Origin of the sequence: Streptomyces sp. 3330 (assembly GCF_031456635.1) — a bacterium.
In the GTDB taxonomy this organism is placed as follows: domain Bacteria; phylum Actinomycetota; class Actinomycetes; order Streptomycetales; family Streptomycetaceae; genus Streptomyces.
On record NZ_JAVDVA010000013.1, the window covers coordinates 48,012 to 61,205 of the forward strand.

General features: G+C 73.1%; 12 protein-coding genes and 2 pseudogenes. 4 read left to right on the forward strand and 10 right to left on the reverse strand.

Going from position 1 to position 13,194, the window contains the following annotated elements; all coding sequences use genetic code 11:
- Positions 1 to 38: 38 nt before the first annotated feature.
- From J2X68_RS22105 to J2X68_RS22120, 4 genes are all read right to left on the reverse strand, one after another.
- Positions 39 to 848 carry an ATP-binding cassette domain-containing protein gene (locus J2X68_RS22105; protein ID WP_310434260.1) on the reverse strand — a complete coding sequence of 270 codons (810 nt, stop codon included), beginning with the start codon at positions 846 to 848 and terminating at the stop codon, positions 39 to 41.
- A complete protein-coding gene (locus tag J2X68_RS22110; protein WP_310434261.1) occupies positions 845 to 1,963 on the reverse strand; it encodes an ABC transporter permease in 1,119 nt (372 codons plus the stop codon). The genes J2X68_RS22105 and J2X68_RS22110 overlap by 4 nt, the downstream gene beginning before the upstream one ends.
- A complete protein-coding gene (locus J2X68_RS22115; RefSeq protein ID WP_310434262.1) occupies positions 1,960 to 2,964 on the reverse strand; it encodes a sugar ABC transporter substrate-binding protein in 1,005 nt (334 codons plus the stop codon). The genes J2X68_RS22110 and J2X68_RS22115 overlap by 4 nt, the downstream gene beginning before the upstream one ends.
- 193 nt (positions 2,965 to 3,157) lie before the next feature.
- Complete coding sequence (locus J2X68_RS22120; protein ID WP_310434418.1) at positions 3,158 to 3,895, reverse strand: GntR family transcriptional regulator; 738 nt, start codon at positions 3,893 to 3,895, stop codon at positions 3,158 to 3,160.
- Between the two features lie 129 nt (positions 3,896 to 4,024).
- Here J2X68_RS22120 and J2X68_RS22125 point away from each other — a divergent pair, with 129 nt between their 5' ends.
- The gene (locus tag J2X68_RS22125; protein ID WP_310434263.1) at positions 4,025 to 5,041 is read left to right on the forward strand and encodes a Gfo/Idh/MocA family oxidoreductase; all 1,017 of its coding nucleotides are present in this window, start codon (positions 4,025 to 4,027) and stop codon (positions 5,039 to 5,041) included.
- A gap of 177 nt (positions 5,042 to 5,218) precedes the next feature.
- On the opposite strand, the pseudogene J2X68_RS22130 reads toward J2X68_RS22125, so the two are convergent.
- The 3 genes and pseudogenes from J2X68_RS22130 to J2X68_RS22140 all read right to left on the reverse strand — a co-directional run.
- Positions 5,219 to 5,341, reverse strand: a pseudogene (locus tag J2X68_RS22130) (cytochrome P450); the annotation flags it as partial.
- Between the two features lie 98 nt (positions 5,342 to 5,439).
- Positions 5,440 to 6,129, reverse strand: coding sequence for a response regulator transcription factor (locus tag J2X68_RS22135; RefSeq protein ID WP_310434264.1), 690 nt, complete (start codon positions 6,127 to 6,129; stop codon positions 5,440 to 5,442).
- Between the two features lie 84 nt (positions 6,130 to 6,213).
- The gene (locus J2X68_RS22140) at positions 6,214 to 7,467 is read right to left on the reverse strand and encodes a histidine kinase (protein WP_310434265.1); all 1,254 of its coding nucleotides are present in this window, start codon (positions 7,465 to 7,467) and stop codon (positions 6,214 to 6,216) included.
- A gap of 201 nt (positions 7,468 to 7,668) precedes the next feature.
- On the opposite strand from J2X68_RS22140, the gene J2X68_RS22145 reads away from it, so the two are divergent.
- Positions 7,669 to 7,869 (forward strand): hypothetical protein, encoded by a 201-nt coding sequence (locus J2X68_RS22145; protein ID WP_310434266.1) that lies wholly within the window; start codon positions 7,669 to 7,671, stop codon positions 7,867 to 7,869.
- 110 nt (positions 7,870 to 7,979) lie between these two features.
- Entirely contained in the window at positions 7,980 to 8,366 is a 387-nt protein-coding gene (locus J2X68_RS22150) for a ribonuclease domain-containing protein (RefSeq protein ID WP_310434267.1), read from the forward strand.
- A 190-nt stretch (positions 8,367 to 8,556) separates the two neighbouring features.
- Here the strand turns inward: J2X68_RS22150 and J2X68_RS22155 are convergent.
- A pseudogene (locus J2X68_RS22155) lies at positions 8,557 to 9,378 on the reverse strand (AIM24 family protein).
- Positions 9,379 to 9,524: 146 nt separating this feature from the next.
- Here J2X68_RS22155 and J2X68_RS22160 point away from each other — a divergent pair.
- Positions 9,525 to 10,277: an SDR family oxidoreductase gene (locus J2X68_RS22160; protein ID WP_310434268.1), complete on the forward strand. Its 753-nt coding sequence runs from the start codon at positions 9,525 to 9,527 to the stop codon at positions 10,275 to 10,277.
- 144 nt (positions 10,278 to 10,421) lie between these two features.
- On the opposite strand, the gene alc is transcribed toward J2X68_RS22160, so the two are convergent.
- Positions 10,422 to 11,537 (reverse strand): allantoicase, encoded by a 1,116-nt coding sequence (alc, locus tag J2X68_RS22165; RefSeq protein WP_310434269.1) that lies wholly within the window; start codon positions 11,535 to 11,537, stop codon positions 10,422 to 10,424.
- Between the two features lie 84 nt (positions 11,538 to 11,621).
- Positions 11,622 to 12,959 carry an allantoinase AllB gene (gene allB, locus J2X68_RS22170; protein ID WP_310434270.1) on the reverse strand — a complete coding sequence of 446 codons (1,338 nt, stop codon included), beginning with the start codon at positions 12,957 to 12,959 and terminating at the stop codon, positions 11,622 to 11,624.
- Positions 12,960 to 13,194: the final 235 nt, after the last annotated feature.

Consider the following 13,194-nt stretch of genomic DNA (forward strand, 5'->3'; position numbering starts at 1 on the left):
CGTTCCGCCGCCCCCGCGACCCGATCCGCCCGCAGGGCCTAGGCCCGCCGCAGCTCGTGGCGGAGGTCGTCCAGGTCGTCGCCGCCCGCCATCTGGCGCGTCAGCTCCTCCAGGGTGATCTCGTCGCGTGGGTGTGCGCCCACCATGGCGCCCCGCCGCAGCAGGACGAACCTGTCCCCCACCAGGTAGGCGTGATGCGGGTTGTGGGTGATCAGCACGACGCCCAGACCCGCGTCCCGGGCCGCCGCCACGTACTTCAGGACCGCGCCGGACTGCTTGACGCCCAGCGCCGCCGTCGGCTCGTCCAGGACGAGGACCTTCGCGCCGAAGTACACCGCCCGCGCGATCGCCACGCACTGGCGTTCGCCGCCCGAGAGCGTGCCGATCGGCTGGTCGACGTCCCGCAGGTCGATGCCCATCCGCAGGAGCTCCTCGCGGGTGGTCCGGCGCATGAGGTCGACGTCCAGGCGTCTGAAGGGGCCGGCGCCCTTGCGCGGCTCGGAGCCCAGGAAGAAGTTCCGCCACACCGGCATCAGCGGGACCACGGCCAGGTCCTGGTAGACCGTCGCGATCCCGCGGTCGAGGGCCTCGCGCGGGGAGGACAGGGCGCTCTCCTCGCCGTCGAGACGGAGCACTCCCTCGTCGTGCCGGTGAAGCCCCGCGACGATCTTGATCAGGGTCGACTTGCCCGCGCCGTTGTCACCCAGGACGCAGGTGATCTCGCCGGCGTGGACCTCCAGGGACACCCCTTGGAGGGCGCGGACGTTGCCGTACCGCTTGCCGACGCCGGACAGCTCGACGAGCGCCGGGCGCGCCGCGGTCTCCTCCGCTTCGTGCGTCACCGTCACTTCGAGGCCTCCGCGCGCTTGCGGACCCAGGCGTTGAGCAGGGTCGCGAGGAGCAGCATCGCCCCGAGGAAGAAGGTGAACCAGTCCGGGTTCCACTCGGCGAAGACGATGCCCTTGCTCGTCATCCCGAAGAGGAGCGCGCCGACCGCCGAGCCGACGGCGCTGCCGTACCCGCCGGTGATCAGACAGCCGCCGATGACGGCGGCGATGATGTAGATCAGCTCGTTGCCGACGCCTTCGCCGGACTGGACGACGTCGTACGAGAAGAGCAGGTGCTGGCCCGAGATCCAGGCGCCGAGGGCGACGCCCATGTAGAGGCCGACGGTGGTCCGGGTCACCGGCACGCCGACCGCGCGGGCGGCTTCCCTGTTGCCGCCCACCGCGAAGATCCAGTTGCCGGGGCGGGTGCGCAGCAGGATCCAGGAGGCGACCGCGACCAGGGCGATCCACCACAGGATGGTGACCTTGAAGTCGACGCCGCCGATCGTGAGGGTGGAGGCGAAGACGTCGCGGGCGGACCCGAAGCCCTCCATGTCCGCGACGGTCTTCGTCGACACCGTGCCGTCGATCAGCTTGGTGAAGCCGAGGTTGACGCCGGTCAGCATCAGGAAGGTGCCCAGCGTGATGATGAAACTGGGCAGCTTCGTCCGGGTGAGCATGAAGCCGTTGAAGGCGCCGAAGGCGAGCGTGACCAGCAGGGACACGCCCACGCCGACCCAGACGTTCGCCGTCGCCTGGTAGCTGAAGATCGACGAGACCAGCGCCGACGACGTGACCATGACCCCGGCCGACAGGTCGAACTCGCCGCCGATCATCAGCAGCGCGACCGGGACGGCCATGATGCCGATCGTCGAGGACGCGTAGAGGACGGTGCTGAGGCTGCCGGCGCGCAGGAAGCTGTCGGCGGCCAGCGCGAAGAAGACGAAGACCGCGCTCGCGCCCACGACGGAGCCCAGTTCCGGGCGGATCAGCAGCCGGCGCAGGGGCGAGGTCCGAAGAAACCTTTCGTCAGCCGTCTTGCGGGTATCCGGAGCCTTCGGGGCCTGCGGGCCCCCGGAAGGATCCGAGGGCTTCTGAGCCGTGACCTCGGCCGTCCCGGGCGACAGCGCGCTCATCGGGTGCCCCGCTCGGTGTACTCGGCAAGGGCCGCCGCCTGGTCCTTGGTGATGATCTGCGGGCCGGTGAGGACCGGCTTGCCGCCGCCGAGGACGTCGCTGTTGTACTTGTACAGCCACAGCAGGTCGACGGCCTGGTAGCCCTGGAGGTACGGCTGCTGGTCGACGGCGAAGCCGAGCGTGCCGTCCCGCAGACCCGCGGCCACCTTGGCGTTCAGGTCGAAGGTGTCGATCTCCGCCGTGCTGCCCGCGCCCCGCCCGGCCTGCACGGCGGTGTCCGCGTACGGGGCGCCGAGGGTGACCACCGCGTCGACCGAGGTGTCGGCCTGCAGCCTGGCCTCGATCGCGGACTGCACGTCGGGCATGTTGGTGCCGTTGACGTAGAGGTTCTCGACCTTGCCCGTGAAGGTCTTCGCCACGCCGGCGCAGCGCTGCTCGTGGCCGACGTTGCCCTGTTCGTGCAGGACGCAGATCACGTTCTCGCGGCCCCGGTGGTTCAGCTCCTCGCCGACGGCCTCGCCGGCGATCGTCTCGTCCTGGCCGATGTGGGCGAGCGCGCCGAACGCCTTGGACTCGGCCGAACCGGAGTTCACCGTGATCACCGGGATGCCGGCCTTCCCGGCGCGGGCCACGGCCGCCCTCATCGCGTCCGGCTTGGCGAGCGTGACGATGATCGCGTCGACCTTCTTGGCGACCGCCGCGTCGACGAGCTGGGCCTGCTGCTGGGCCTCGTCGTCGTGCGAGTACAGGAAGTTGATGTTGTCCTTGTCGGCCGCCTGCTCGGCGCCGCTGCGGACGATGTCCCAGAAGGTGTCCCCATCACCCGAGTGGGTGATCATCGCGACAGTCCACCGGGGGGTGTCCACCGCCGCCCCGCCCCGGGCCGCCGCGGCCTCGCGGGCGTCCTCCGCGCGTTTGCCGCCGGTCGCGCTGCACCCTGCCAGGGACACGGTGAGTGCCCCCGCCAAAGCGATCCCTGCCCAGGTCCGAAGCCGTGCCACGAGGCGGTGCCCTTCTTGCCGTGTTCGTCGAAGCCCGCGTCCGGTGACCTCTCACCGGACACAAACGCCCCATTATCGAACACGGGGATCACGCACACCGGGGCCGGGGACCGCCCGTCACTCACCTTGTCCGGACATCCGGTCACCTTGTCCGGACAATGCGACCAAGGCGGACCGATCGCACGGGCGGGGCTCAGGGGCGCACGAGCAGCTGGAACTCGAAGGAGTAGCGGGTCGGCCGGTAGATGTGGTCGCCGAACTCCACCGCCCGGCCGGTGTCGTCGAAGGTCGTGCGCTGCATGGTCAGCAGGGGGGCGCCCTCCTCCTCGGCGAGCCGCTCGGCCTCGGCCGGGGTGGCGGCGCGAGCACCGATGGACTGGCGGGCGCTGTGCAGGGTGATCCCGGCGGCCCGCATCAGCCGGTACAGGCCGGTGGCCCGGAGCTGCTCGGTGTCCAGGTCGAGCAGGCCGGAGGGCAGATGGTTGCACAGGTACGCCATAGGCTCCCCGTGCGCCAGGCGCAGCCGCTCCACCCGGTGCACGTCGCTGCCCTCGGCCACCGCGAGCGCGGCCGCGACCTCGGCGGACGCCGGGACCACGGTGTTGACCAGCACCGTCGTCGCCGGACGCTGCCCGGCGGCCTCCAGGTCGTCGTAGAGACTGCTGAGCTCCAGCGGGCGCTTGACCTGGCTGTGCACGACCTGCGTCCCGACGCCCCTGCGACGGACGAGCAGGCCCTTGTCGACGAGCGACTGGATCGCCTGGCGGACGGTCGGCCGGGACAGGCCGAGCCGGCCGGCGAGCTCGATCTCGTTGCCCAGCAGGCTGCCGGGGGTGAGCGATCCGTGCTCGATCGCGGCCTCCAGCTGCTGGGCGAGCTGGAAGTACAACGGCACCGGCGAACTTCGGTCCACGCGGAGTTCCAGCTGCACGGTCGGGTCCACTTCTGGTTTCGGCACGGCCCGAGCGTAGCCCCGCGACCGGTTGACGGGAAGTTGTGTAGTTCGGTTGTCCGGACATACGCATTGACAGCGCCCGGCCTGCGACGTCACTTTGGTTCCATGCGCATCGGGGTCATCGGGACGGGCCGCATAGGCACCATTCATGCGAACACACTCAGCCGTCACCGCGAGGTCGGATCCCTGATCCTGACGGACGCGGACCACGCGCGGGCCCAGGAGCTCGCGCACCGGCTGGGCGAGACGGCCGCTCCAGGGGTGGACGAGATCTTCCGCTGGGGCGTCGACGCCGTGGTGATCACCACGGCCACCTCGGCCCACGCCGAACTGATCGGTCGGGCAGCACGCTCGGGACTCCCGGTCTTCTGCGAGAAGCCGATCGCCCTGGATCTGGCGGGCACGTTACAGGCGATCGCCGAGGTCGAGAGCGCCGGAACGATCCTGCACATGGGCTTCCAGCGCCGCTTCGACGCGGGCTACACCGGGGCCCGCCAGGCGGTGCTCTCGGGGCGGCTCGGGCGGCTGCACACCGTACGGGCGCTGACGTCCGACCAGTCGCCGCCGCCGGCCGCCTGGCTGCCGGTGTCCGGCGGGATCTACCGGGACGCGCTCCTGCACGACTTCGACTGTCTGCGCTGGGTGACCGGCCGCGAGGTGACGGAGGTCTACGCGGCCGGCTCCGACGCCGGGCCCGCGATGTTCCGCGAGGCGGGTGACGTGGACACGGCGGCCGCGGTCCTCACCCTCGACGACGGCACCCTCGCCACCGCGACGGCGACGCGGCTGAACGGGGCGGGCTACGACGTCCGCATGGAACTGGCCGGAGAGCTCGACCAGATCGTCGTGGGCCTGGACGACCGCACCCCGATCGCGTCCACCGAACCCACCGGTCCACCGGCCGCGGACAAGCCGTGGACCGGCTTCCTGGAGCGGTTCGAGCCCGCCTACGCGGCGGAGCTGAACGCCTTCGTGGACGTGGTGCGGGGCGAGCGGCCCAACCCCTGCGGCGGCCGCGAGGCGCTCGAGGCCCTGCGCATAGCCGAGGCCTGCGAGGTGTCCCGGCGGGACCGCCGGGCGGTGTGGCTCTCGGAGATCCCGGGGGCGTCCGGGACGGGCTGAGCGGGGCCGGACCCCGGTGCGGCACCGGGGTCCGCTCGCCACCGGACGGGGCGGCCCCGTGCTACCGGCGCACCGGGAGGCTCCGCATCCCGCGCATCAGGGGGCCGGGCAGCCAGTCGCCGGACGGTCCGTCGAGCGCCGGCGGGGGTGCGGTCGAGCGGGGACCGGTCACGGGTGCGCGTCGGGCACGGGCAGCCGCACCCGGTGCACCGGGCCGCGCTCGCGCAGTCGCGCGTACACGGGATGCGGATCACGCCGGAGCGCGTCGCCGAACTCCCCCAGGTCGATGACCTCGCTCACGCCCCGCCCCCTCCCGTGCCGACGGCGGCCCTGCCGTCATGAAGGCAACGAGCGGGCGGCCCGTCCGGTGCCCGGCGCGCCCTCTTCCTCACGGCCCGTCACCCGGGCCCGTCCGCCCCGTCGTCCCCGTCCTCCAGGAGGCCCGCGTCATAGGCCAGCAGGGCGATCTGCACCCGGTTGTTGAGGCCGAGCTTGGCCAGGACCCGGGAGACGTGGGCCTTGACGGTGGCGACGCTCATGAACAGGGCGGCGGCGATGTCCGCGTTGGACAGGCCCCGGCCGACCGCGACGGCCACCTCGCGTTCGCGCTCGCCCAGGGCCGCGAGACGCTCGCGCGCGTGGGCGCGCCGGGTGTCGGCCGTGGCGCCGGCGGCGTGGTCCATCAGCTGCCGGGTGACCGCGGGCGACAGGACGGGGTCGCCCGCCGCGACCCGGCGCACGGCGTCGAGGATCTCGGCGGGCGGCGTGTCCTTGAGGACGAACCCGGCGGCGCCCGCGCGCAGCGCGCGCAGCACCTGTTCGTCGGCGTGGAAGGTGGTGAGCACCACGACCTGCGGTGCGTCCTCGCGGCCGCGCAGCAGTCGGGTGGCCGCGAGGCCGTCCACGGCCGGCATCCGGATGTCCATCAGGACCACGTCGGGGCGGGTGCGCCCGACGAGTTCCTCGACCTCGCTCCCGTCGGCGGCCTCACCGACGATCTCGATGTCGTCGGCGCCTCCCATCATGAAGGCCAGCCCCGCCCGCACCAGGGGATCGTCGTCGACGAGGAGGAGTCTGATCGCAGTCATGGACCTCACGTACTCACGGTCGCGGGCAGCTCGGTCCACGGTTCGCGACGAACGGGCCGGCCGGCGCGGTCCGCCCGAGCCCCGTCAGGCCGCCGCCGGCCACGGCAGCCACGCCCGCACCTCGAATCCCCCGTCCCCCCACGTCCCGTGCTCCAGCCGCCCGCCGGCCAGGGTGGCCCGTTCGGTCAGGCCGATCAGGCCCTGGCCCGAGCCGGGAACGGGCGGCACCTCGCCCACCGGGGCCGGGTTGCGCACGGTCACGTCGAGTCCCTCGCCGGGGCCGCCGGTGACGGTGACCGCGACCTCCGCGCCCGGCGCGTGCTTGCGGGCGTTGGTGAGGCACTCCTGGGCGACGCGATAGGCGGTGCGGCCGACGGAGGCGGGGACGGCTGCGGCGTCGGTGACGCGCTGGTCCAGGGTGACCTTCGTGCCGGCCTCGCGGGACTCCGCGACCAGGGTGTCCAGCGCGGCCAGCGTCGGCTGGGGACGGCCGCCGTCGTCGCCCTCGCCGGCCCGCAGGACGCCGATGATCTCCCGCAGGTCCTGGAGTGCCTCGTGGGCGCTCTCGCGGATGACGCCGGCCGCCCGCGCGATCTCCTCGCGGGGCGCGTCCGGACGGAACTCCAGCGCGCCCGCGTGGACGCTGAGCAGGGTCAGCCGGTGGGCGAGCACGTCGTGCATCTCCCGGGCGATCGCCTCACGGGCCAGCCGCTGCGCCTGCTCGGCGCGCAGCCGGGCCTCGGTCTCGGCGCGGCGGGCGCGGTCGCGCAGGCTCAGCATCAGCTGCCGCCTGGACCGGACGAACATGCCCCAGCCGATGGTCGTGACGGTGAACAGCACACTCCACGCCACCGCGGGCCCGTACGTCAGAGTGGGGTCCGGGCGGGCCCAGGCGAGCAGCGGGATCAGGGCCACCTGGGCGCCGCCCACCCAGGCCACGTACCGGAACGGCCGGTGCACGGCGAGGGTGAAGAGGGCGATCGTGCAGGCGCCGGCCGAGGTGGTGGACAGGAAGCCGAGGGGGACCATCGCGATCGCCAGGCCGAGGGGCCACCGGCGGCGCAGCCAGACCGCCGCGCAGGCGAGGGCGCCCAGGAGCTGGTCCGCCGCGGCGACGACCTCCGGAAGTTCCCGTTCGCCGGGAAAGGCGTCCGCGACCGTCAGGCCGACGGCCACGGCCACGAGGAAGCAGAGGAAGTCGACGATCCAGTCGCGCGCGGTGCGGCGGCCCGGGCGTCCGGCCTCCGGGGCGAGTTCCGCGACGACGGCCGACGGCAGCAGCCACCGGGGGCCCGTGAACCCGGGCGCCGCCGGTGCCGTGCTCTCGTCTGCCCTCATGGTCGACAAATCTACGCAGCGCGGGTCCGCGCCACCTCCCCGTGGACGCGATCGGCTACCGAAGGCCGGGGAGGGCCGACCCGAGTCGCGGCGCCGTCTCCTTTCGGCCCGGCCGGGCCGCCGGTCCGCAGCCTTCCGTCGCCCGGGTCACGCCCGGCGGCCGATGGTCCGCGCGCGCACCGCGGGGCGAGAGTCACAGGCATGAAGGAACTGCTGGGAGCACTCGGATTCCTCGCCCTGGTGCAGGGCGTCCTGGGGCTGCTGCACGAGTTCACCCACTGGCACGTGGGCCTCGTGCAGCGCCTCGGGCTCCTCGACGGCTACGAGGTGTACGCGAGCGTCGCGCTGATCGTGCTCGCGTTCGCCCTGTTCGCCGCCGCGGAGAGCCGGAAGCCGGGCTGAACGCAGGGGGCGGGACGCCGGTTAACACCGTGAAAACTTCTCGGGGCCGACGGCAAATTCCGCCACCTTGTCATTGACATGACACGGTCTACGCGCGTCATCATGAGGCCATGAGATTCCCCCCACGGATCACTCGTACCGTCACCTCGGCGGCCGTCCTGTCCGCCCTCCTCGTCGGCGGCACCGTCTCCGCCACCACGGCCCACGCCGCCGTCGGCAGCGTCTGCTACACGAAGCTGCCCTCCCAGGCGTACGACACGCTCGATCTCATCGAGGCCGGCGGGCCGTACCCGTACTCGCAGGACGGATCCGTCTTCCAGAACCGGGAAGGCGTCCTGCCCAGCCGGAGCACCGGCTACTACCACGAGTACACGGTGAAGACCCCGGGCTCCTCGACGCGCGGGGCGCGCCGCATCGTGACCGGGCAGAAGTCGGCCGAGGACTACTACACCGCGGACCACTACGTCACCTTCGACCTGATCAACTACGGCTGCTGACCGAGCCCGTTCACCCGTCCCATCCTCAGACCCTCGCCCCGCGGACCCCCCACGTCACCAGGCCGCGGGGCGAGGCACGTCCGGACGGACCGCCCGCGGCCGGCCGGTGCCGGGCGGCGCGGACGGGCCACGGCGCGGACGGGCTCGGAGGCCGTACGTCCGCGCGGTGCCGCGTCCGCGGCCCGCCGGCTCAGCCCGCGTCCGTCGAGAACAGGCCGCCGGTCGGGCCCTGTTTGTCACCGCCCTGGGCCTTGCGCAGGGCGTTGGCGAGGCTCTCGATGGTGAGGGACTGCAGGATGACGCGGCCGCTGCCCTCCAGGGTGGCCAGGGACAGTCCCTCGCCGCCGAACACCGCGTTCATGACGCCCTGCCGGTCGAGACCGCCGACCCGCCGGACGCCGTAGCGGATGCCCTCATCGAAGGCGACCACGCAGCCCGTGTCGACCTCGATACGGCCCCCGAAGTCGGCCGGGTCGAGGTCGATGAAGTTGCCGGCCCCCGCGATGATCACCGTGCCGCGTCCGGTGAACTTCTCCAGGACGAAGCCCTCGCCGCCCTTCATGCCGGTGCGGCCGCCCTGGAACGCGATGCCGAACCCGACGGTGGACTCCGCGGCCACGAAGGCGTCCTACTCGGCGAACCACGCGCGCGTGCCGTCCAGTTCCAGGGCGCGCATCTCGCCGGGGAGCACGCCCGCGAAGCCGACCGTCCCCTCACCGCCCTGGGCGGTGAAGTACTGGAACGCCGCCGACTCGCCCGCGAGGGCGCGCCGGCCGACCTGCATGGCCGTGCCCATGGCCTGGCGCAGCATGCCGCCCGTGCCGCCGCCGGACAGGCCGCCCTGCGTCGGCCCGCCGCTGCCGCCGGAGGGGCCGCCCAGGCGGGTCTCCATGGTCACGCCGACCGTCTTGAACAGGAACCTCCCGGCCTCGCAGTACACGGTCCGGCCGGGGGACAGGGTGACGACCGCCATCTGCATGGCGTTGCCGACGATTTCTCGCTGAAGGGTCACACAGGGAGAACGCGGAAGGCGGAGGAAAGAGTTCCGGTCCGCGGGCGCCCCTGCGCTCCGCGCGCCTCCCGGCGTCCGGCCGCACCGGCGATCTCGACGTCCGTTCGCCGCCAGCGCGCGCGGGCGCCGGGCGGTGGGATGGAGTCATGACGACGACAACGACCGACAGGACCCTGACCGGCAAGGTGGCCCTCGTGACCGGCGGCAGCCGGGGCATCGGAGCGGCCACCGCGCTGCGACTCGCCCGGGAGGGCGCGGACGTGGCGGTGACCTATGTGAACGGCGAGCGGGCGGCCGAGGACGTCGTGGCGGCCGTCGAGGCCCTGGGACGACGGGCGGTGGCGCTGCGCGCGGACTCGGCGGACGCCGGGGAGGCCGCGGGCGCGGTGGACCGCGCGGTCCGGGCGCTGGGCGGCCTGGACGTGCTGGTGAACAACGCGGCGGTCGGTGTGCTCGGGCCGCTGGCGGAGCTCGGCCTCCGCGAGGTCGACCGGGTGCTCGCCGTGAACGTGCGCGGGGTGTTCCTGGCCTCGCAGGCGGCCGCCGGACGGATGACGGACGGCGGACGGATCATCACGATCGGCACCTGCATGACCCAGCGGGTGCCCGGCCCCGGCGGGACCCTGTACGCGATGAGCAAGTCGGCCCTGGTCGGCCTGACCAAGGCCCTCGCCCGCGAGCTGGGCCCGCGCGGGATCACCGCGAACCTGGTGCACCCCGGCCCGATCGACACGGACATGAACCCGGCGGACGGCCCGTACGCGGCGGGCCAGGCGACGATGACCGCGCTGGGCCGCTTCGGCACCGCGCAGGAGGTGGCCGCGACGGTCGCGCACCTGGCGGGCGCCGCCTACGTGACGGGCGCCGAGTTCGCCGTGGACGGCGGACACGCGGCGTAGACCCCCGGACGGCGGCCCGGCCCCGGGCGGGACCGGGCCGGGTGCCGCGGAAGCGCGGGACCGCCGTCGCGTCCCGTCGCCGCCGCCGCACACACCCCTCTCGCGTCGCGGGTGTGCACGGCGGTGGCGGCCGCCGCGCGCCCGTCAGCCGCCGAGTTCCTGGTGGCGGGCCGTCAGCGCCGCCGTGCCCGCTCCGGTGAGGGAGCCGAACAGGCGCAGGCGGGAGATGCCGCCGTCGGGATAGATGTCCACGCGCGCGTGCGTGCCGACCGCGGGGGCCGGGAGCACGAAGCGGTGGTTGGTGTCGGGCTGGAGACGGGTGCGCGGGAGGATCTCCGTCCACGCGCCGCTCTCGCCGTCCTTGACCGACACCGAGGCCCAGCCGGCGCTGTTGCCCTTGAGATAGGCCGTGTCGATCTCCAGCGCGCGGATCTCCGCCTGGGCCGCCAGACGGTAGCGGATCCAGTCGTTGCCCCGGTCACGGCGGCGGCGGGTCTCCCAGCCGTCGTCCATCTTGCGGGAGCGGCCCGGCTGGATGGTGTTGCTCGCGGGTGAGTAGAAGAGGTCGGAGGCGTCCTCGGCCCGGCCGCCGTTCTCCAGGGCGACGACGTCGAAGGTCCCGAGCACCGCCAGCCACTCGGGGTCGGGCACGACCTCCCCGTGCACACGCAGGCGGGCGATGCCGCCGTCGGGGTGCTGGTTGACCCGCAGGTGGGTGAAGCGCTGCTCCACCGACACGGCGAAACCGTTCGCGGCGTGGCCGCCGACCGGTGTCCGCGGGACCAGCGTCGTCCACTTCACATGGTCGCCGAGGAGTTCCGCGGCGGACGGCGAGCCGGGCACCGAGGCGCCCTCGACCGACACCGCCTGCGGATAGTTGCCGCGGAAGTGCGCCGTGTCGACCACGATGCCCCGGATCACCCCGGGCGCGCCGAGGCGGACGAGCGCCCAGTCGTGGTCCTCGTCGGTCGGCCAGGGGTGGTCGGCGGAGGCGCCGCGCCGGCGGCGGGTCTCCCAGCCGTCCATGACCTTGCCCTTGTGCCCGAAGTGCTCCGGGTCGAACTCGGCGGGTCCGGGCACCAGCAGGTTCTCGCGCTGGGCGAAGAACTCGTCGTTGGCGGCGACGACCCCGGCTCCGAGCCGCCGGTCGGCGAGGTCGGCGTACCGGGTGAAGGGGAAGTCGGCGGTGCGGTAGTCCGCGTACGGGTCGCCGCCGCCGTAGGGGTTCGCGTCGCCGGTGAAGCTCTCTATCGCCGTCACGGTGATCAGGTCTGCCTTTCGGGAGTCGGCCGGTGCGGGTGCGGGTGCCGGGGAGTGCGAACGCGGCTCGCGCGTCCCTTCGGCTCAGGGGGTACGGGTGAGGAGCCGGCCCTTCGGCTCGGTGAACTCGCCGTCCGAGACGATGCGTTCGCCGCGCAGCCAGGTGGACTTCACGACGCCGTGCAGGGTCTTCCCGGCGTACGCCGTGACGCGGTTGCGGTGCTGGAGCGCGGCCGGGTCGACGGTGAAGGTCTCGTCGGGGGCGAGGACGGCGAAGTCGGCGTCGCGGCCCGCCTCGATCGCGCCCTTGCGGGAGAGACCGACCAGGGCTGCCGGACCGGCGGACATCCACCGGACGACGTCCTCCAGGCCGTGACCGCGCCGCCGGGCCTGCGTCCACACCGCCGCCAGACTCAGCTGGAGGCCCGAGATGCCGCCCCAGGCCGTCGCGAAGTCGTCGGTCTTGAGGTCGGCCGTGGACGGGGAGTGGTCGGTGACCACGCAGTCGATCGTGCCGTCCGCCAGGGCCTGCCAGAGCAGGTCCTGGTTGGCGGACTCGCGGATGGGCGGGCAGCACTTGAACTCGCTGGCCCCGTCGGGGACTTCCTCGGCGGTCAGGGTCAGGTAGTGCGGGCAGGTCTCGGCCGTCACGCGGACGCCCTCCGCCTTGGCGGCGGCGATCAGCGGCAGCGCGTCGCCGGAGGACAGGTGCAGCACGTGCACCCGCGCGTGGAGGCGCTTCGCCTGTGCGACGAGGTGCGCGACGGCGGTGTCCTCGGCGTCGCGGGGACGGCTGGCCAGGAAGTCGGCGTACCGGGGACCGCCGCGCTGCGGGGCGGCGTCGAGGTGGTGCGGGTCCTCGGCGTGCACGATCAGCAGGCCGTCGAACCCGGCGATCTCGGCGAGGGAGCGGGCGAGCCGGTCCTGGTCGAGGTGCGGGAACTCGTCCACGCCCGACGGGGAGAGGAACGCCTTGAAGCCGAAGACGCCGGACTCGTGCAGCGGGCGCAGGTCCTTGACGTTGTCGGGCAGGGCGCCGCCCCAGAAGCCGACGTCGATGTGCGCCTTGTCGGCGGCGACCTCCCGCTTGACCCGGAGGTGGTCGACCGTGGTGGTCGGCGGGAGGGAGTTCAGGGGCATGTCGACGAGGGTGGTGATGCCGCCGGCCGCCGCCGCGCGGGTGGCGGTCCAGAAGCCCTCCCACTGGGTGCGGCCGGGGTCGTTGACGTGCACGTGAGTGTCGACCAGACCGGGCAGCAGGACGTCGTCGCCGAAGTCCTCCAGCCGGGCTCCCGCGGGGACGGGCGCGTCGTACGGCAGGACGGCGGTGATCGTGCCGTCGGCGACCGCGACCGCGGCGGGCCGTGCCCCCTCGGGAGTGATGACGCGCGTCGAGCGCAGGACCAGTTCGGCGTCGGCCACCCGGGACCCCTCTCTTCCGTTCTCCTCCGGTTACGTCGCAGAAACTTCCACGTAACGGAATTCAACGTTCTGTTGAAGGAGTCTTCCCTCCCGCCCGCACGCCGTCAAGGGCCCACTCCCCCAGAGTGCACCCACCCTCGGCGCTCTGGACGTTTTCATATAGTGGAATTACTATTCCGACCAGCAGAATCTCAACACGCGCAAGCGAGGAGTCAACCGACCGCCGGGTAGGCTT

What these genes read in the sequence shown, in the direction of transcription:
- J2X68_RS22110 (WP_310434261.1), bottom strand. Translation starts at nt 1,963, where the DNA reads ATGAGCGCGCTGTCGCCCGGGACGGCCGAGGTCACGGCTCAGAAGCCC.
- J2X68_RS22125 (WP_310434263.1), top strand. Translation starts at nt 4,025, where the DNA reads ATGCGCATCGGGGTCATCGGGACGGGCCGCATAGGCACCATTCATGCG.
- J2X68_RS22135 (WP_310434264.1), bottom strand. Translation starts at nt 6,129, where the DNA reads ATGACTGCGATCAGACTCCTCCTCGTCGACGACGATCCCCTGGTGCGG.
- J2X68_RS22140 (WP_310434265.1), bottom strand. Translation starts at nt 7,467, where the DNA reads ATGAGGGCAGACGAGAGCACGGCACCGGCGGCGCCCGGGTTCACGGGC.
- J2X68_RS22145 (WP_310434266.1), top strand. Translation starts at nt 7,669, where the DNA reads ATGAAGGAACTGCTGGGAGCACTCGGATTCCTCGCCCTGGTGCAGGGC.
- J2X68_RS22150 (WP_310434267.1), top strand. Translation starts at nt 7,980, where the DNA reads ATGAGATTCCCCCCACGGATCACTCGTACCGTCACCTCGGCGGCCGTC.
- J2X68_RS22160 (WP_310434268.1), top strand. Translation starts at nt 9,525, where the DNA reads ATGACGACGACAACGACCGACAGGACCCTGACCGGCAAGGTGGCCCTC.